The sequence below is a fragment of the Haemophilus sputorum HK 2154 genome, assembly GCF_000287615.1.
Lineage (GTDB): Bacteria > Pseudomonadota > Gammaproteobacteria > Enterobacterales > Pasteurellaceae > Haemophilus_A > Haemophilus_A sputorum.
The window spans coordinates 95,174-113,200 of record NZ_ALJP01000003.1; the positions used below are offsets into that span (position 1 = coordinate 95,174).

At 39.8% G+C, this 18,027-nt stretch carries 17 protein-coding genes; 15 read left to right on the top strand and 2 right to left on the bottom strand.

What is annotated here, in order from left to right:
* From cydB to HMPREF1128_RS00675, 13 genes are all read left to right on the top strand, one after another.
* Complete coding sequence (gene cydB, locus HMPREF1128_RS00620) at window positions 1-1,137, top strand: cytochrome d ubiquinol oxidase subunit II (protein ID WP_007522995.1); 1,137 nt, start codon at window positions 1-3, stop codon at window positions 1,135-1,137.
* 9 nt (window positions 1,138-1,146) lie between these two features.
* The gene (locus HMPREF1128_RS10180; RefSeq protein ID WP_010129289.1) at window positions 1,147-1,245 is read left to right on the top strand and encodes a cytochrome bd oxidase small subunit, CydX/CbdX family; all 99 of its coding nucleotides are present in this window, start codon (window positions 1,147-1,149) and stop codon (window positions 1,243-1,245) included.
* Between the two features lie 3 nt (window positions 1,246-1,248).
* Entirely contained in the window at window positions 1,249-1,536 is a 288-nt protein-coding gene (ybgE, locus tag HMPREF1128_RS00625; protein ID WP_007523032.1) for a cyd operon protein YbgE, read from the top strand.
* A gap of 123 nt (window positions 1,537-1,659) precedes the next feature.
* On the top strand, window positions 1,660-2,058 hold the full coding sequence (gene ybgC, locus HMPREF1128_RS00630; protein WP_007523030.1) for a tol-pal system-associated acyl-CoA thioesterase: 399 nt from the start codon (window positions 1,660-1,662) through the stop codon (window positions 2,056-2,058).
* A gap of 24 nt (window positions 2,059-2,082) precedes the next feature.
* Window positions 2,083-2,766 (top strand): protein TolQ, encoded by a 684-nt coding sequence (tolQ, locus tag HMPREF1128_RS00635; protein WP_007523286.1) that lies wholly within the window; start codon window positions 2,083-2,085, stop codon window positions 2,764-2,766.
* Window positions 2,767-2,847: 81 nt separating this feature from the next.
* Entirely contained in the window at window positions 2,848-3,285 is a 438-nt protein-coding gene (gene tolR, locus HMPREF1128_RS00640; RefSeq protein WP_007523050.1) for a colicin uptake protein TolR, read from the top strand.
* Window positions 3,286-3,302: 17 nt separating this feature from the next.
* Window positions 3,303-4,661 (top strand): cell envelope integrity protein TolA, encoded by a 1,359-nt coding sequence (gene tolA / locus HMPREF1128_RS00645; RefSeq protein WP_007523108.1) that lies wholly within the window; start codon window positions 3,303-3,305, stop codon window positions 4,659-4,661.
* Window positions 4,662-4,679: 18 nt separating this feature from the next.
* Window positions 4,680-5,960: a Tol-Pal system beta propeller repeat protein TolB gene (gene tolB, locus HMPREF1128_RS00650; protein WP_007523153.1), complete on the top strand. Its 1,281-nt coding sequence runs from the start codon at window positions 4,680-4,682 to the stop codon at window positions 5,958-5,960.
* A 21-nt stretch (window positions 5,961-5,981) separates the two neighbouring features.
* Window positions 5,982-6,449: a peptidoglycan-associated lipoprotein Pal gene (gene pal, locus HMPREF1128_RS00655; protein WP_007522987.1), complete on the top strand. Its 468-nt coding sequence runs from the start codon at window positions 5,982-5,984 to the stop codon at window positions 6,447-6,449.
* Window positions 6,450-6,669: 220 nt separating this feature from the next.
* Window positions 6,670-7,542 (top strand): co-chaperone DjlA, encoded by an 873-nt coding sequence (djlA, locus tag HMPREF1128_RS00660; RefSeq protein WP_007523104.1) that lies wholly within the window; start codon window positions 6,670-6,672, stop codon window positions 7,540-7,542.
* A 3-nt stretch (window positions 7,543-7,545) separates the two neighbouring features.
* Window positions 7,546-8,169 carry a DUF2238 domain-containing protein gene (locus HMPREF1128_RS00665; protein ID WP_007523263.1) on the top strand — a complete coding sequence of 208 codons (624 nt, stop codon included), beginning with the start codon at window positions 7,546-7,548 and terminating at the stop codon, window positions 8,167-8,169.
* On the top strand, window positions 8,162-9,139 hold the full coding sequence (dusC, locus tag HMPREF1128_RS00670) for a tRNA dihydrouridine(16) synthase DusC (RefSeq protein ID WP_007523002.1): 978 nt from the start codon (window positions 8,162-8,164) through the stop codon (window positions 9,137-9,139). The genes HMPREF1128_RS00665 and dusC overlap by 8 nt, the downstream gene beginning before the upstream one ends.
* Window positions 9,132-10,187, top strand: a complete 1,056-nt coding sequence (locus tag HMPREF1128_RS00675; RefSeq protein ID WP_007523142.1) for a YcjF family protein — start codon at window positions 9,132-9,134, stop codon at window positions 10,185-10,187. Before dusC ends, HMPREF1128_RS00675 begins: the two co-directional genes overlap by 8 nt.
* A gap of 58 nt (window positions 10,188-10,245) precedes the next feature.
* On the opposite strand, the gene rapA is transcribed toward HMPREF1128_RS00675, so the two are convergent.
* Window positions 10,246-13,155 carry an RNA polymerase-associated protein RapA gene (rapA, locus tag HMPREF1128_RS00680; protein ID WP_007523176.1) on the bottom strand — a complete coding sequence of 970 codons (2,910 nt, stop codon included), beginning with the start codon at window positions 13,153-13,155 and terminating at the stop codon, window positions 10,246-10,248.
* A gap of 424 nt (window positions 13,156-13,579) precedes the next feature.
* Between rapA and rlmD the strand changes: the two genes are divergently transcribed.
* Both rlmD and selD read left to right on the top strand, forming a co-directional pair.
* Window positions 13,580-14,902, top strand: coding sequence for a 23S rRNA (uracil(1939)-C(5))-methyltransferase RlmD (rlmD, locus tag HMPREF1128_RS00685; protein WP_007523075.1), 1,323 nt, complete (start codon window positions 13,580-13,582; stop codon window positions 14,900-14,902).
* A gap of 33 nt (window positions 14,903-14,935) precedes the next feature.
* Window positions 14,936-15,979, top strand: a complete 1,044-nt coding sequence (gene selD / locus HMPREF1128_RS00690; protein WP_081466973.1) for a selenide, water dikinase SelD — start codon at window positions 14,936-14,938, stop codon at window positions 15,977-15,979.
* 40 nt (window positions 15,980-16,019) lie between these two features.
* Here selD and HMPREF1128_RS00695 read toward each other — a convergent pair whose 3' ends face one another.
* A complete protein-coding gene (locus tag HMPREF1128_RS00695; protein ID WP_007523079.1) occupies window positions 16,020-17,942 on the bottom strand; it encodes an ABC transporter ATP-binding protein in 1,923 nt (640 codons plus the stop codon).
* Window positions 17,943-18,027 lie beyond the last annotated feature (85 nt).

Sequence of the window (18,027 nt, forward strand, 5' to 3'; positions counted from 1 at the left end):
ATGTTAGATTATGAAGTTCTCCGCTTTATTTGGTGGATTCTAATTGCAGTTTTATTGATTGGTTTTGCAATTACTGATGGTTTTGATATGGGTGTATTAAACCTATTACCAGTTATCGGTAAAAGCAATACTGAACGCCGTGTGATGATAAACTCAATTGCTCCGCACTGGGATGGTAACCAAGTTTGGTTATTAACTGGTGGTGGTGCGATCTTCGCAGCGTGGCCAACCGTTTATGCGACCTCTTTCTCAAGTTTCTTCCTTGCGATGATTCTTGTATTAGCCGCATTATTTTTCCGTCCAGTAGGTTTTGAGTATCGTGCGAAAATTGATTCTCCAAAATGGCGTAATGCTTGGGACTGGGCGTTATTTGTTGGTGGTTTTGTACCTTCACTTATTTTTGGTGTAGCATTTGGTAACTTATTACAAGGTTTACCATTTGAATTTAACCAATTCCATCAAGTGCAATATACTGGTACATTCTTAGGCTTATTAAATCCGTTTGCTTTATTATGTGGTGTGGTTAGCTTATTTATGTTAACTACTCAAGGCGCAACTTGGTTACAAATGAAAACCACTGCAGATTTACGTAACCGCGCACGCGGTATTGCTCAATTAGGCGCAGCAGTTACACTTGTTGCATTTATTGTAGCAGGCGTATTCTTATACTTTAAAGATGGTTATGTAGTAACTAGCGCATTAGATCATAATGCTCAATCATTATTGATGAAGAAAACTGTCGCTTTAGAGTCTGGCGCTTGGTTTAAAAATTACCAAGAAATGCCAGTGCTTTGGATTGTTCCTGGCGTTGCGGTATTAGGTGCGTTGTTAACGATTTTAGCTTCTAAAGCAAATCGTTCAGGTACTGCATTCTTTGGTTCATCATTAATGCAAATTGGTGTGATCTCAACTGCAGCAGTTTCAATGTTCCCATTCATTATGCCTTCAATTTCTCACCCAGAAATGAGCTTAACAGTATGGGATGCAACAGCGAGTGAAAATACATTAACAATTATGTTCTATGCAGCATGTTTCTTTGTACCAATTGTTTTACTCTATACCCTTTGGTCATACTTCAAAATGTTCGGTCGTCTTGATGCGAAATTTATTGAAGATAACAACCATACTGCATACTAAGGAGCAAATATGTTTTATTTAACTTGGTTTTTTGGTATGTTTCTCGCCATCTATTTTGCTGTATTTGTTACGGCAAAAATTGAGAAAACAGGGAAATTTGACGAATAATCTATGATTAGTACGTTATATAACCTTACAGCAAAGGGCTTGTTAAAAGCCCTTTCTTTTATTTTAGCCAGTGCATTATTTGTAATGTTTATCACAAATTCGACCGCTTTTGCCTCACATTTTGGTGGCAAAGTACCGTATTTAGCCTTATTAGCTTTTTATGGTATGGCAATTTTATGGATTCATGGCATTGGATTTGAAATCAAAAGTCCAGTCTGGCGAGCAATCTTTTTACCATTAATGGGCTACATTATCGTGATTACTGCGATAATCTACCTTCAATTCTTCTAAAAGCACTTTGGTGCTTTTATTTTTTTAAAGAAAAGTAAAATCTTATTGCAGAACAATTCTTATCTCACTAAAATAAGAGATTGTTTTCGCCTAAATTTGGGGCGCTTGATATTGGGAGCGAAAATGCATTTTCCTATCCGAGTTTATTATGAAGATACAGATGCAGGTGGCGTGGTTTATCATGCGAACTACATCTGTTTTTTTGAGCGGGCGAGAACGGAATTCTTACGTCAAGGTGGGTTTTCACAACAGGCATTATTAGCAGAAAATTTTGCTTTTGTAGTTAAAACGCTGACGATCGATTATAAGTTTCCGGCACGTTTAGACGATCTCTTAAGTGTTCAGACAACGGTTAAAGCTGTAAAGAAAGCAACAATTATTTTTGAACAAAATTTGTTTAAAGCGGACATATGTTTATGTTCAGCTGAAGTAACAGTTGCCAGCGTTGACTTAATTAAAATGAAACCGAAAGCAATACCTCAAGCCATTTTGGATGCGTTGCAAGCGGTGATAAATCAATAAAATATTACAAATTTGGAGTTTTAAATGGAAGCAACTAGCTTTGACTTGATCTCATTATTTGCTCAAGCAAGTATTGTGGTTAAGATCGTGATGCTTATTCTTATTACTTTCTCGGTGTTATCTTGGGCGGTAATCATTCAACGTAGCCGTTATTTGAGCAAAGCGAGCAAAGATTCTTTAGCGTTTGAAAATAAATTCTGGTCAGGCGAAGATTTGCATCGTTTACATGAAGGTTTAGAAAATCGTCGTGATGGTTTAAGCGGTTCAGAACAAATTTTCTACGTTGGTTTCAAAGAGTTTATGCGTTTACAACAAGTAAGCCCAGATGCACCAGCAGCAAACATTCAAGGTACAAGCCGTGCAATGAATTTAGCGTTAAATCGTGAAGTAGAAACATTAGAAAGCTACATCCCATTTTTAGGAACAGTAGGCTCAATTAGCCCATATATCGGCTTATTTGGTACTGTTTGGGGGATCATGCACTCATTTATGGGATTAAGTGCAGTAAAACAAGCAAGCCTTCAATCTGTAGCACCGGGTATTGCAGAAGCATTGATTGCAACAGCAATTGGTCTATTTGCAGCAATTCCTGCGGTAATGGCTTATAACCGTTTAAGTTTACGTGCGAATAAATTAGAGCAAAACTACGCTAACTTTATTGATGAATTCACGACAATCTTACATCGTCAAGCATTCTCAAAAAAATAATAGCGTTTTAGAAATTTGTAAATTAAATAAAAAATCTGACCGCTTGCGGTCAGATTTCAAATAACGAATAAAGAGGAAAATATGTCTTATCGCCGTAAACGTAAGGACATTAAATCTGAAATTAACATCGTCCCTTTCTTAGATGTATTGTTGGTTTTATTATTAATTTTTATGGCAACTGCACCGGTTATTAGCCAGAGTGTGGAAGTTAATTTACCTGAAGATAAACATAGTCAATCCGTGACGAATGAAGATAAAACGCCAGTAATTTTACAAGTTTCGGGTGTTGGATTATATAAACTCAAAGTTGGCGGAAATTTTATGACGGGTGCTAATGGGGAAGAATTAGCTGAGCAAGAAGTTATCGCTTTTGCAGGTCAAGAATTCCAAAAAGATCCAAACACTATGTTCCTCGTTGCTGGTGATGCAACAGTTCCGTATGAAGAAGTGATTAAAGGAATTGTATTACTGAAAGATGCAGGCATCGAAAAAGCCGGTTTAATGACTCAAGGTAAATAATTAAGCAAGGATAAGGTGTGAAATCACAGCAAAATGATAAATTTGAGCTTGCCATTATAGCTTCCCTATTGCTACATGCTTTATTGATTGGGTTGTTGCTTTTAGGCTCATTTTTTACCAATACAAAATTACCTGAATCAGCCGGTGGCAATGGTGGCGAAGGTGAAGAATTTGAAGCTGTCATGGTAGATACTGGGCAAGTAGCAGCTGAGTATGGTCGTTTAAAATCGGAAAGACAAGGTAAGCCAGCAACGAAAGTTGAGCCTAAAGAGCAACCTAAAGAAGAAGTTGTGGAAGAAAAACCGAATGAGCCAACACCAGAAGAAATTGCTGAGGAAAAAGCCAAAGAACAACAGCGTGTTCAGATGATTGAACAGCAAAAACAACAAGAAGAAGCTAAAAAGCAAGAAGCGAAGCGTCAGCAAGAGATTGCTAAACAAGAACAGCTGAAAAAAGAAGAGCAGTTAAAACAAGAGCAATTAAAACAAGAGCAGCTTGAAAAGGAAAAAGAAGAGGCTACGCGTAAAAAAGCAGCTGAGGCAGCGAGATTAAAAGCAGAAGCAGAGGCAAAACGTTTAGAAGCTGCAGCAAAACAAGCAGAGGAAGAGCGTAAAGCTAAAGAAAAAGCTGAACAACAAAAACTTGAAGAACAGAAAAAATTAGAGCAACAAAAAGCTGCTGAGGCTAAAGTGAAAGCTGAAAAAGAAGCCAAAGAAAAAGCCGAAAAAGAAGCAAAATTAAAAGCTGAAAAAGAGGCAAAAGAAAAGGCAGCGGCAGAAGCTAAAGCGAAAGCTGAGAAAGAGGCTAAAGAAAAAGCCGAAAAAGAAGCCAAACTGAAAGCTGAAAAAGAAGCAAAAGAGAAAGCGGCAGCAGAAGCTAAAGCAAAAGCTGAAAAAGAAGCCAAAGCTAAAGCAGATGCAGAAGCTAAAGCGAAGGCAGATGCAGCAGCAAAAGTGGCTCAAGCTAAAAAAAATCAAGATCTTGATGATTTCTTATCCGGTGGCAATATTGGCGGTGGCGGTTCAAGTAATGGCGGAAATAAAAATTCTGCAGGCTTAGCTGGCAACGGTAATGGTAAAGCGGTAGGAGATGGGCAAGGAACTGCAGATCGCGGATATGAGCGCTTAATTAAACAAAAATTAAGCAGAACATATAAAGTTGATCCTAGTTTTGCTGGTCAGGAATGTAAGGTAAAAATTAATATTGATCGAGATGGCAGAATCTCTAGCCATCAAGTGCTTTCAGGGCCAGATAATATTTGTCGTGCGGCGGTTGCGGCGATTGTTCAAGCACAGAGTGTGCCAAGAGCGAAGGATGATGCAACCTATAACACCTATAAATCGCCAACGATTAAGTTTGGGCTTAAAGTTTTATAATCACCAAGAGGTTGAAAAATGAAATTAAAATCTCGTTTAGCGAGTGTATTTGGTGCGATAAGCATTTTATTTAGCAACGTTGTTGTTGCTGAATCTGATGTGGTTATCTCCGTTGATGAAGGCGTAAGCATGGCGCAACCTATTGCGGTTGTTCCATTTGCTGGTGGTTCTGGTTCTGCGGATGTTGCACAAATTGTGGCGGATGATTTACGCAATAGTGGTAAATTTACTCCAATTGAACGTTCAAAATTACCAGCTCAGCCAAGTTCTGCGGCTGAAGTTGTTTCTCAACAATGGACAGATATTGGCGTAGATATGGTTGTGGTTGGACAAGTTAGTCCTGCCGGTGGTGGCTATAATGTTGCTTATCAATTAGTTGATGCATTAAGTAATCCAGCAGCTGTGTTAGCTCAAGGTTCATTTAATGTTCCTGCAGCACAAATTCGCCAAGGTGCACACACTGTGAGTGACCAAATTTTTGAGAAAATTACTCAAATCCGCGGTGCTTTCAGAACAAAAATTGCTTACGTTGTGCAACGCGGCGTATCATCTTACGAATTACGCGTATCTGATTATGATGGATTCAATGCATTTACTGTTGTAAAAAGTAAAGAGCCATTGATGTCACCAGAGTGGTCACCAGATGGTAGCCGTCTTGCTTATGTAACCTTTGAGAATAAAAAAGCACAAGTTGTGGTACACGATTTGCGTTCAGGTAGTCGTCGTGTTGTGGGGGCTTTAAAAGGACATAACGGTGCGCCGGCATTTTCACCAGATGGTTCAAGAATTGCTTTTGCGTCTAACCAAGATGGCCAATTAGACATTTATGTTGTTAGTGCAGGTGGTGGCTCACCAAGTAAATTAACTGCAAATGCAGGTAATAATACCGAGCCAAGCTGGTCTCCAGATGGTAGTACAATTTACTTTACCTCAGACCGCTCAGGTTCGCCACAAGTATATAGAATGAGTGCATCAGGTGGTGGTGTAAGCGCAGTAGGTGGAGGAAGAACCTATAACGCGAAACTTTCATCAGATGGCAAAAATTTAATCATGATTGCAGGTGATAAAGTTGTAAAACGTGATATGGCTTCGGGTGGCACAGAAGTTTTAAGTTCTACGTTCTTAGATGAAAGTCCAAGTATTTCACCAAATGGCATTATGGTTATTTATAGCTCTACCAAAGGTACGAGTAAAGTGCTACAATTGGTGTCCGCAGACGGTCGTTTTAAAGCTAATCTGCCTGGTGCAGGAGGGCAATATAAGTTCCCTGCTTGGTCACCGTATTTAACTAAACAATAATCTTTCTCTTAGGAGTAAAAAATGAAAAAACTAGCTAAAGTTTTAATGGTAGCGGCACCAGCTTTCGTATTAGCTGCATGTAGCTCATCTTCAGACAACGCAGCAGCAAACGCAGGTGCAAACGCAAATGCAGCTGGCCAATTCGGCGGTATGTCTGCTCAAGATTTACAAACTCGTTACAACACTGTGTACTTCGGTTTTGATAGCTATGCAGTTGAAGGCGAATATCGTCAATTATTAGATGCACACGCACAATTATTAAATTCAACTAAAGGCAGCGTAACTGTTGCTGGTCACGCTGATGAACGTGGTACTCCAGAGTACAACATCGCGTTAGGTCAACGTCGTGCAGATGCAGTGAAAAGCTACTTAGCACAACAAGGTGCTTCAAACGTTTCAACTGTATCTTACGGTGAAGAGAAACCAGCCGTTTTAGGTCATACTGAAGCAGACTACGCGAAAAACCGTCGTGCAGTGTTAGAATACTAATTTAAAGCTTAAAGCTATTATTTAGTAGGATAAGAAATAAAGCCCTGAGTTACTCAGGGCTTTATGCTTTTTATATAAAGATAACTATTATTTAATAGATATTTCAGATTTCTAAAATTGATGATAATCCCTGTATTTATAATGTTTAATCTTAATATTTAAGCGATTTTTAAGAAAATTACGTTAAAATAACCACATTACAAAAACAGAAGGAAACTTTATGCAATATATTGGAAAAATTGTGGGATTTATTTTAGGTTATCAAATCTTCCATAGCTTTTTTGGTGCTTTACTTGGTGCTTTCTTAGGGCATCTTGCAGATAAGAAAATTTATGAGCTTGGTTCAGTCAGCTCAAGTGTCTTTGGAAGTGGTTTGACTCGCCAGTCTATTTTTACTCAAACAACATTTGCAGTATTAGGGCATATTGCTAAAGCTAAAGGGCGTGTAACTGAAGATGATATTCATCTCGCACGTCAATTGATGGCGCGTTTGAAATTAGATGAAACTGCACAAAAACAAGCGCAAAAGGCTTTTTCTTTAGGTAAAGAATCCAGTTTTCCACTACGTTTAGTGATTCAAGAATTCAGAGAAGCCTGTGGGCAGCGTGTAGATCTTCTACGCTTTTTTGTGGAAGTTCAAATGCAAGCCGCTTTACAAGATGGCGAATTAGATGCTAACGAGCAGCAAATTCTTTTCACTATTGCAGAAACAATGGGAATCTCTCGTTTTCAATTTGAACAGATGATTGCAATGGTAATGGCAGCACAACAATTCCGTTCAGGTGGATTCCAGTATGAATATCATCAAGGTGGTTATCAGCAGCAATCTCAGGGCGGTTATTATAGTGGTCAAAATCAATCTTACTCTAATAGTGCACCAAGCATTGATGCCGCTTATAAAGTATTGGGCGTGAGTGCTGATGATGATCAAAATACGGTCAAACGCGCTTACCGTAAACTGATGAATGAACACCACCCAGATAAATTGGCTGCTAAAGGTTTACCAGATGAAATGATGGAATTAGCGAAAGAAAAAGCCCAACAAATTCAAGCGGCTTATGATTTAATTTGTAAATCAAAAGGATGGAAATAAGGTATGTTAAAGCGACATCTGATTCCGTTAAGCCTAGCAATATTGATTACGCTGATTGCGTTTTGGTCAGGATTAACACCAACGGATAGAGCTGTATGGTATGCTGAAGTTATGCCAATTTTTATCATTTTTGCGTTATTGGTGCTGACTTACCGAAAATTTCAGTTTAGTGGTTTAGCGTATATTTTGATGTCGTTTTGGATGATTTTACATCTTATTGGTGCAAAATATACCTTTGCTAATGTCCCTTTTGAATGGGGAAGTGAGTTATTAAGCCCATTATTAGGTGAAAATCGCAACCATTTTGACCGAGTAGCGCATTATGTTATTGGGTTTTATAGTTTTCCGATGGCTGAATGGCTATTACGAAATCGTAAATGCGGATTAGGTGTGGCATGTTTTTTTGCCCTATTTTTCATTATGGCTGTTGCAGCAAGTTATGAGATTATTGAATGGCAATATGCGGTGATTGAAGGCGGGAATGCGGGTGTCGAATTTTTAGGTTCCCAAGGAGATATTTGGGATGCACAAAAAGATATGCTTGCTGATACTTTAGGGGCGTTAACGGCATTAGTGATTTATTTGATTGCGCGCCCAGATCTAGCTTTGCGAGATGAAGATGCATAATAACGTTATCCCTAAAGTGATTCTTGCACCAATGCAGGGGGTTTTAGACCCTTTTGTGCGTCAGTTGCTTACAGCGGTGAATGATTATGATCTCTGTATTTCTGAATTTGTACGCGTAGTTGATCAAAAATTACCTAAAAAAGCATTCTATCGCCTTTGTCCAGAATTGCATCAAGGCGGAAAAACACCTTCTGGTACACCAGTACGCGTACAGTTATTAGGGCAACATCCACAATGGTTAGCAGAAAATGCCCAGCTTGCGATTGAATTAGGATCGCATGGTGTTGATTTAAACTGCGGATGTCCATCTAAAACCGTTAATGGCAGTCATGGTGGCGCTTCATTATTAAAAGATCCAACGTTAATTTATCGAGCAACGAAAGCAATGCGTGAAGCTGTTTCGGCTGAACAGATTGTGTCGGTTAAAGTTCGTTTAGGTTGGGATTCTGTAGATCACTGTTTTGAAATTGCCGATGCAGTAGCACAAGGTGGCGCAAATGAAATCACCGTGCATGGCAGAACGAAAATTGATGGGTATCGTGCCGAGCGGATCAATTGGAAAGCAATAGGTGAAATACAACAACGGCTCTCAATTCCAGTTATCGCCAATGGTGAGATTTGGGATTATGATTCTGCAAAAAAATGCCAAGAAATGACCGCTTGTAATCAACTAATGATTGGACGTGGCGCGCTCAATACCCCGAATCTTAGTCGTGTCGTGAAATTTAATGAACCGAAAATGCCTTGGCAATCTGTATTAACACTGCTTTTTCAATATGTGCAGATGGAAAATAGCCAAGATTCTGGTTTTTACCATGTTGCTCGTATCAAGCAGTGGCTACATTATTTAGATAAAGAATATCCACAGGCAAAACAATTATTTCAGATGCTCAAAACTGAACATGGCTATGAAGGCTTAAAGCAACATATCATGACGGCGATTGAGCATTGGAGCGAAAAAGATGACTAAACGTATTTTTGAAGAAACAGAATCAGATTTTAATCCAACCCTCAAACCTAAACAGGAATTCTCAGCAGAGGCGTTTGAGGTTTTTGAAGACACGGAAACGGAAGAAGTTGAAGAGGCGGATTTATCGTTTGAAGAAGTGGTTCGCCCAAATCGCTTTTGGATTCGTGTGCTATTAAGTGCGTTGGTGCTTTTCTGTGTTGCTGTGATTGCACAAAGTGTGCAGTGGCTTTGGGATAGTTATCAAAGCCATGCTTGGATTGCTTTAGCATTTGGCATTGTTTTCTTTTTATTGAGCTTAACGGGTGTTGGTGTCATTATTCGCGAATGGCGCAGATTGGTTTACCTGCGTCGTTATCAACAGCAACAGGCAATGAGTGAGCAAATCCTTCTTGAATCATTAAGCTCTACAAGCGGTGAAAATGCTCAAACATTTTGCAAAAATGTGTTAGAGAATATGCGCCATTTACCGCAAATTGCACAAGCAGAGCAGCGTTGGCAATCTCAGCTAAACGAAGCTTATGATGCAAAAGAAGTGCTTTATTTATTCAGTGAAAACGTGCTCACGCCGTTAGATCAACAAGTAAAAAAGCTGATTTCTCGTAATGCAACGGAAAATGCGTTACTGGTTGCGGTTAGCCCATTAGCGATGGTGGATGTGTTATTGATTGCTTGGCGAAATTTTGCTTTAGTGAACAAAATTACGAAAATTTATGGTATGGAATTAGGCTATATTAGCCGTTTGAAATTATTTAAATTAGTGCTCACTAATATGGTTTTTGCTGGGGCAAGCGAGATTGCAAGCGATGTAGCTGCTGATTTTCTGTCTCAAAATATGCTGGCAAAATTATCCTTGCGTGCCACCCAAGGCATTGGCGTGGGGGTGTTAACAGCCCGATTAGGAGTAAAAGCGATGACGTTTTGCCGCCCGATTGCTTTTCAAGAGAACGAGAAACCTAAAATATCAACTATTCGTGCGCAACTGCTTACTAGCGTAAAAGAGATGGTTTTTAGCAAGAATCGTGAACAAGCAGAAGAGATTGTTCGATAATCTAAAATAAATTGCCCCAATCAAATGAGATTGAGGCAATTTTTTATATCATAGCGGTTTACGATTCTTGCATGCTTACAATCACACGTAAGCTATCTAAGCGCCAAGTCGCTTGACTTAGATGATGCAATGTTTGCGATTTTTGTGCCTCAAGCAATGCAATTTCATCAGCTCGGATATTTTTATTAACCGCTTGTAAGGCCGTTAAGCGGTGTAATTCCGCACTTAATGCGTTATCAGCAAGTTGCTTCGATTCTTGCATCATCGTTTGTGCTTGTGGTTGAACACGTTGTTCACTGATGGCAATAAGTTTACGAATATCATTTTTTGCCATCGTTACAATTTGATTCGCCATTTGTTTATTGACCGGTTTTAACTGTTTTTCAAGCCCAGTAAAAGAAACCTGTGCAGCCATATTATTACCTTTGTTATCGAGCAACACGCGAATTGGTGTTGGAGGTAAAAAGCGGCTTAGATTTAGTCCTTTAGGGGCTTGTGTTTCTAAAACATAGATGGTTTCAAGTAACAAGGTGCCTGGTGGTAAATGCTTGTTAATCAATAGTGAAACGGCACATTTGCCAATATCGCCTGAAACAATCAAATCAATTCCGTTGCGAATCATTGGGTGATCCCAAGTTAAGAATGCCAATTCTTCTCGCGTTAAGGCCAGTTCGCGATCGAAGGTGACGGTTGTTCCATCTTCTTCGATGCCCGGAAAATCGGGAACAAGCATATGCCCGGTTGGGGTAATCACAATAGACTGCTCGCCTAAGTCTTCTTGTTCAAGCCCAATCACATCAAACAGATTTAGGGCAAAATTCACCAAATGAGGATTATTATCTTCTGCCTGAATAGCTTGTGCTAAGGTTTGAGCTGCTTCTCCACCATTTGAGTTGAGTTCTAATAAACGATCGCGACCTTGCTCTAAAGCGATTTTCAACTGTTGTTGACGAGCACGGGTTTTTGCAAGAAATTCTTCAAATCCGACCGCTTGTGGTGTGCGTAAATAGCTTTGTAACGTTTCACCAAATTCACGGAATAAGGTTGAACCCATCGGGCAGGTCTCTTCGAAGGCATTTAACCCTTGATGATACCAGCTGGCAAGTACCATTTGCATTGTGTTCTCAAAGCAAGGGACATAAATTTGAATATCCTGTTTTTGCCCAATACGATCTAATCGCCCAATACTTTGTTCTAGTAGATCAGGGTTGTCCGGCAAGTTAAAGAGAATTAACTGACTTGCAAATTGGAAGTTACGCCCTTCAGAACCGATGTTAGAACTGATTAACACTTGCGCGCCATCTTCTTGTTGGGCAAAGTAAGCAGCCGCTTTATCGCGCTCAACAATGGACATTTTTTCATGGAATACCGCAGAGCGAATTCCTTCGCGCTCACGAAGCGCTTGTTCTAATGAAATTGCAGTTTGTGCTTGTTTACAAATCAGTAGAATTTTCTCTTCACGGTGATTTTTAAGAAAGCTGATTAACCATTCAACGCGTGGATCAAATTCCGTCCATTTTGCCGCAGGATTCATACGTTGGAAGAGACTTTCCGGATAAAGCTGTTCTGCGATGGTTAAGTCGCCCATCATATTCATTACTTTCAAAGCATTAGCATATTGCGAAGGCATTTCTAAGGTAATTTGATGATAAATGCGATGAGGGAAGCCTTTCACACCTTGACGGGTATTTCTGAATAATACTCGGCTTGTTCCGTGGCGATCGATAAGCTCGCTAATGAGCGATTGACGCGCTTGCAAGCGGTCAGATTCTGCAATATTTTTACCATTGATAACCTTAAACATTGGCTCAGTATCTTCTTCGCTTAAAAGTTCAGCAATACTATTTTGTTCTGCCGCAGTCAGTGGTTTATCGTTTAATAAAGTGGCGACCGCATCAGCAACGGGTTTATAGGCTTGTTGTTCAGCAACAAAGGCTTCGTAATCGTAGAATCTATCGGGATCTAATAATGCTAAGCGAGCAAAATGGCTTTCTTGTCCAAGTTGTTCAGGTGTAGCCGTCAGTAACAAAACAGAAGGAATCTGTTTTGCAAGTTTTTCCACTAATAGGTAAGCCTCACTTGGCGTATCAACCGACCAAGCAAGATGGTGTGCTTCATCCACAATTAGCATATCCCATTCGCAGCCGAGAAGTTGTGCTGCTCGATGGGGATGACTTGCTAACCATTGAATTGAGGCAATCACTAAAGATTCGCTTTCAAATGGATTATCAGCTGGGGTTTCATCGTCTTCGCTTCTATCAAAATCAGCACAGCGTTCTTCATCAAATAAAGAGAATTTAAGATTAAAACGGCGCAACATTTCAACTAGCCATTGATGTTGTAGGCTTTCTGGCACCAAAATAAGCACGCGTTCAGCTCGGCCAGCGAAAAGTTGTTGTTGCAAAATCATTCCAGCCTCGATGGTTTTACCTAAACCAACTTCATCAGCAAGTAACACGCGAGGAGCTAAGCGTTGCCCAACTTCTTTGGCAATGTGTAATTGATGCGGAATGAGACTTGCACGAATGCCACGCATACCACGATGCGGCGATAAAAACTGCGCTTGTTGATGTTGTAGTGCTTGATAGCGTAGGGCAAAACGGTCAGCACGATCAATTTGAGCAGAGAAGAGGCGATCTTGTGGTTTGCTGAAAGTGATTTTGTGATCTAGCTGCATTTCAGGTAGCACGGCTTCTTCTTCGGTATCGAGTCGTTTTCCTAAATAGATACTAAAACCTTGATTGTCGATAACTTGCTCAACAACTAACTGCCAGCCCTCGCTGCTACGGATGCGATCACCTACTTGAAATTGTACACGGACGAGCGGTGAGGCATTAAGTGCATAAATTCGTTCTTCTTCAGCAGCTGGAAAAGCAATAGTCACACTGCGATTATCTACGGCTTGAATAATGCCTAACCCTAATTGGTTTTCTGCTGAAGAAAGCCAGCGTTGTCCAACGACAAACATGATATTCTCCTTTTTATATATAAAATTGAAGCAAAGTTTCTTCCGAGTAAGTAAGCTAGCTATTTTAGCAAATCCAACACTATTTTTCTGCCAGAAAACCAAGAAAAAACCGCTTGTAATGTTGTTTATACAACGTTACAAGCGGTTGCTTTCCGAGTCTAAAATGCAAAATTAGTGTTTGTATAAAAAACTACATGCAACTAAGGTTGCTTTAGACAATATTTTCATAGAAATCCTTCTTTATGAAAATTAAGTGAACAAAAATAAAGTCTTTAAAGTTATTTAAACAATAACCGTCAAAAAATAGGACTGGGTAAAAATAATAAAGTTCAGCAATGCTCATCGGAGCAGCTGGTGTTTCCTTTTTTATATTTAGTCAGCTTTTCGCTATAATACCTAGTAAAAGAGTTTCGAATTAAGAAAAATGGCACAATTTTATTCTGAAAAATTTACAAAAAAAGCGAAAAAAACGACCGCTTGTCGCCAAGTAAAAATCCAATCATTAGATTATCAAGGCTTAGGCGTGGCAAAAATTGAAGGTAAAACGTGGTTTATTGAAAATGCATTGCCTGGTGAAGAAATTGAGATGCGCCTTATTGATGAAAAACGCCAATATGGACATGGAAAAGCGGTAAAAATTCTCAAAAAATCCAGTGAACGCCAATTACCCAGTTGTGCGGTGTATGATGAATGTGGTGGTTGTCAAATGCAACACATTCCTTTGGCATTACAACGCGAAACTAAGCAAAAAGCCCTATTTCAACGGCTTCAAAAACTGCAAAATACGCCAATTGATTTTCAACCAATGATTGTTGGTGAACCGAAAGGTTATCGCCGCCGTACTCGGTTAAGTATTGCCTTACAAGCTGGAAAAGTGGTGATGGGATTTCGCCAACAAGGTTCAAACCATATTATTCCATTAACGGAATGCGAAGTGCTATTGCCTAGCCTTTCTGCGCTTTTGCCAAAATTAAGCGAACTTTTAACTGCTTGGCAAAATAAAAAGGCGTTAGGTCATATTGAATTGGTTCAAGCAGATAACACCATTGCAATGCTATTTCGTCATGTTGGTACTCTTTCTGAAAAAGATGCAGCAGCCTTAAAGATTTTCGCAGCGCGCGAAGAGTTAAGCCTTTTCGTGATGATCAGCGAACAACAGATTGAGCATTGGTGTGGGCAATCTCCTTATTATGTGGTTAGCGGTTGTCAGATCGGTTTTTCGATGAGAGATTTCATTCAAGTAAATGCTGAGTTGAATGCAAAAATGGTGTCTCAAGCACTGGCATGGTTGGTGCCGAGCAAAAATGACCGAATTTTAGATTTATTCTGTGGTGTGGGTAATTTTACTTTGCCACTTGCTAAAATGGCAGGGCAAGTCGTTGGTGTAGAAGGCGTCATTGAGATGGTGCAGCAGGCAAAACAAAATGCTGAATTTAATCAATTAGAGAATGTGGCTTTTTATCAAACGAATTTAGATGAGCCGTTTATTGAGCAGCCTTGGGCGCAAGAACCCTTTAATAAAGTTTTATTAGATCCAGCCAGAAATGGGGCATGGTTTTGTTTAGATCATCTTTGTGCTTTGGCGCCTGACCGGATTTGCTATGTTTCTTGTAATCCTGCAACACTTGTGCGTGATGCACAAAAGCTTATTGAGCAAGGTTATCGCCTTGAAAAAGTCGCGATGATTGATATGTTCCCGCAAACGGGGCACTTGGAGTCTATTTCTGTTTTTGTGAAAGCAGCATAGGCAAAGTTTAAACGTATTATCAAAGGAGTAGAAATGTCAGAAATTGTTCGTTTAACACAATTTAGCCATGGCGCTGGTTGAGGTTGTAAAATTTCGCCTAAGGTTTTAGGGACTATTTTACACAGTGAACTAGAAAATTTTATCGATCCAAATTTATTAGTGGGCAATGAAACTGCTGATGATGCTGCCGTTTATGATATTGGAAACGGAACGGCGATTATCAGCACGACGGATTTCTTTATGCCTATTGTCGATGATCCTTTTGATTTTGGACGTATTGCGGCAACAAATGCGATTAGTGATATTTTTGCAATGGGTGGTAAACCTATTATGGCGATTGCTATTTTAGGTTTTCCCGTGAATAAATTACCGGCAGAAGTGGCACAAAAAATTGTTGAAGGTGGTCGTTTTGCTTGCCGACAAGCGGGCATTGCTTTGGCGGGAGGGCATTCTATTGACTCGCCTGAGCCTATTTTTGGTTTAGCGGTAACAGGTATTATCCCAACTGAGAAAATTAAGCGAAATGCGAGTGCTGAAGTAGGCTGTCAATTATTCTTAACCAAACCATTAGGGATTGGTGTGTTAACGACGGCTGAGAAAAAAGGGTTGTTGAAAGCAGAACATCAAGGCTTAGCGCGTGATGTAATGTGCCAAATGAACCTAATCGGTGCAGAATTTTCGCAACTGGAAGAAGTAACCGCAATGACTGATGTCACGGGCTTTGGTTTATTGGGGCATCTTAAAGAAATTTGTGAAGGCTCGAACGTGCGTGCAGTGGTTGATTTTGCGCATATTCAAACCTTAGATGGGGTAAAAGCGTATATTGCGCAAGGTGCCGTGCCTGGTGGTACACAACGTAATTTTGACAGTTATGGGCACTTACTTTCTCCAATCACCGATGAGCAAAAAGCAATTTTGTGTGACCCGCAAACTTCTGGGGGGCTATTGATTGCCGTTCAACCGCAAGCGGTCGAAAAAGTGCAAGAAATTGCAAAATTAGCCAATACGCCGTTGATTCCTGTTGGCAAATTAGTGGCAGCTGATAGTGGCAAACCGTTAATTGAAGTGCAAGCATAATCGCAATAAAAATGGCTAGGAAATCCTAGCCATTATTTTGCTATGCATTTAGCATTGTTTCTAAAGTTTCTTGCGCTTCAAGCCATTGCATTTCAATTTCTTCGACTTGTTTTTTCGCCTCAACCTGTTTTGCCAATGTTTCAGTCAGTTTTGCTTTATTTTCCGCCTCATAGATTTCGCTAGATGCCAGTAAGGCTTCTAATTCGGCTAAACAAGCGGTCGCTTTTTCTAAATTTTTTTCCAATTGGCTAATCGTTTTACGCAATGGTGCTGTTTGTTGACGCAGTTCCGCTTCCTGTCTTTTTTGCTCTTTACGATCTTGCGCAGAAATACCACCACTTGTATTTCCTGTTATTTCGTTAGTTTCAGCTGGTTTTGTCGCTAATAATAGGGCATTTTGTTCATTCAGCCATTTTTGATAATCCTCTAAGTCGCCTTTAAACTCTTCGACTTTGTGATCGTGCACCAAGTAGAATTCATTGACGGTTGAACGGAGTAAATGACGATCGTGCGAAACCACCACTAATGAACCTTCATAATAAGTCAGCGCATCGGTTAGGGCTTGGCGCATTTCTAAGTCTAAATGGTTGGTTGGCTCATCTAATAACAGCAGGTTTGGTCGTTGCCATACAATTAAAGCTAATACTAAACGCGCTTTTTCACCACCAGAGAAAGAGGTAACCGCTTGATTGACTTTATCTCCTTTAAAATCAAAGCCACCTAAATAGTTGCGTAATTCTTGTTCAGTTTTTTCAGGTGCTAATTTTTGTAAATGCCACAATGGGCTTTCATCAAAACGCAGGGTATCGACTTGATGTTGTGCAAAATAGCCTAATTGAACGCCTTTAGCTAATTGAATGTTACCGCTTAATGGTGGGATTTCTCCTGCTAATAATTTAATTAACGTTGATTTCCCTGCGCCGTTTCGTCCGAGCAAACCAATACGAGAGCCAGGAACAAGGTTTAATTTTACTGACTCTAATACGATTTTATCTGCATAGCCTGCACTGACTTTTTCCATCATGAGCAGCGGGCTAGGCAGTGAAAATGGTGGTTTAAATTCAAATTCAAATGGAGAATCCGCATAAGCTGGCGCAATCAATTCCATTTTTTCTAAAGCTTTAATACGGCTTTGTGCCTGTTTAGCTTTAGTCGCTTTAGCTTTAAAGCGATCAATAAAGCTTTGTAAATGGGCAACTTTGCGTTGCTGTTGTTGAAAAGCGGCATTTTGTTGGGCAATTTTGGTCGCACGCTGAATTTCAAACGAGGTGTAATTTCCTGTGTATTCGTGAAGTTGTTGATGTTCAATATGAATGACGCGATCAATAATGGGGTCAAGGAAATCTCGGTCGTGTGAAATTAAAATTAAAGTACCTCGATAATTAGTTAGCCATTTTTCCAACCAAATGACAGCATCTAAATCCAAGTGGTTAGTCGGTTCATCTAATAACAATAAGTCAGAACGGCAAATCAACGCTTGTGCTAAATTTAAGCGCATTCGCCAACCACCAGAAAATGATTTTACCGGTAACGTAAGTTGTTCAGTAGAGAAGCCTAAGCCGTTTAATAACGTCGCTGCACGCGCTTGGATTGTCCAAGCATCAATGGTATCTAGCTGGGCATGAAGTGTGGCGATTTTATTCCCATCATTTTCATGGTTTGCAATCTCAAGTTGCTCATTTAACGCGGTATATTCTCGATCACCTAAAATAACATAATCAATCGCACTGCAATCTAGCGCGGGCGTTTCTTGATTTACCCACGAAATTGACCAGTTTTTAGGAAGTGAAACTTCACCGCCTTCAGGCTGAAGTTCGTTTTTAATGAGGGCAAAAAGAGAGGATTTCCCACAGCCGTTTTTGCCGACTAATCCCACTTTTTGACCGGTATGAATAGTTGCTGAGGTTTTGTCTAATAAAACAGAAAGCCCCCTTTTGAGGGTTAAATCGGTAAAAAATATCATAGTGAAAGCGGTTAAATTTGAGCGGTATTTTGCAAAATTGTCACAAAAATAATGATGTTAAAAAGGCGTGCATTGCACGCCTTAC

What these genes read in the sequence shown, in the direction of transcription:
- cydB (WP_007522995.1), top strand. Translation starts at nt 1, where the DNA reads ATGTTAGATTATGAAGTTCTCCGCTTTATTTGGTGGATTCTAATTGCA.
- HMPREF1128_RS10180 (WP_010129289.1), top strand. Translation starts at nt 1,147, where the DNA reads ATGTTTTATTTAACTTGGTTTTTTGGTATGTTTCTCGCCATCTATTTT.
- ybgE (WP_007523032.1), top strand. Translation starts at nt 1,249, where the DNA reads ATGATTAGTACGTTATATAACCTTACAGCAAAGGGCTTGTTAAAAGCC.
- ybgC (WP_007523030.1), top strand. Translation starts at nt 1,660, where the DNA reads ATGCATTTTCCTATCCGAGTTTATTATGAAGATACAGATGCAGGTGGC.
- tolQ (WP_007523286.1), top strand. Translation starts at nt 2,083, where the DNA reads ATGGAAGCAACTAGCTTTGACTTGATCTCATTATTTGCTCAAGCAAGT.
- tolR (WP_007523050.1), top strand. Translation starts at nt 2,848, where the DNA reads ATGTCTTATCGCCGTAAACGTAAGGACATTAAATCTGAAATTAACATC.
- tolB (WP_007523153.1), top strand. Translation starts at nt 4,680, where the DNA reads ATGAAATTAAAATCTCGTTTAGCGAGTGTATTTGGTGCGATAAGCATT.
- pal (WP_007522987.1), top strand. Translation starts at nt 5,982, where the DNA reads ATGAAAAAACTAGCTAAAGTTTTAATGGTAGCGGCACCAGCTTTCGTA.
- djlA (WP_007523104.1), top strand. Translation starts at nt 6,670, where the DNA reads ATGCAATATATTGGAAAAATTGTGGGATTTATTTTAGGTTATCAAATC.
- HMPREF1128_RS00665 (WP_007523263.1), top strand. Translation starts at nt 7,546, where the DNA reads ATGTTAAAGCGACATCTGATTCCGTTAAGCCTAGCAATATTGATTACG.
- dusC (WP_007523002.1), top strand. Translation starts at nt 8,162, where the DNA reads ATGCATAATAACGTTATCCCTAAAGTGATTCTTGCACCAATGCAGGGG.
- HMPREF1128_RS00675 (WP_007523142.1), top strand. Translation starts at nt 9,132, where the DNA reads ATGACTAAACGTATTTTTGAAGAAACAGAATCAGATTTTAATCCAACC.
- rapA (WP_007523176.1), bottom strand. Translation starts at nt 13,155, where the DNA reads ATGTTTGTCGTTGGACAACGCTGGCTTTCTTCAGCAGAAAACCAATTA.
- rlmD (WP_007523075.1), top strand. Translation starts at nt 13,580, where the DNA reads ATGGCACAATTTTATTCTGAAAAATTTACAAAAAAAGCGAAAAAAACG.
- HMPREF1128_RS00695 (WP_007523079.1), bottom strand. Translation starts at nt 17,942, where the DNA reads ATGATATTTTTTACCGATTTAACCCTCAAAAGGGGGCTTTCTGTTTTA.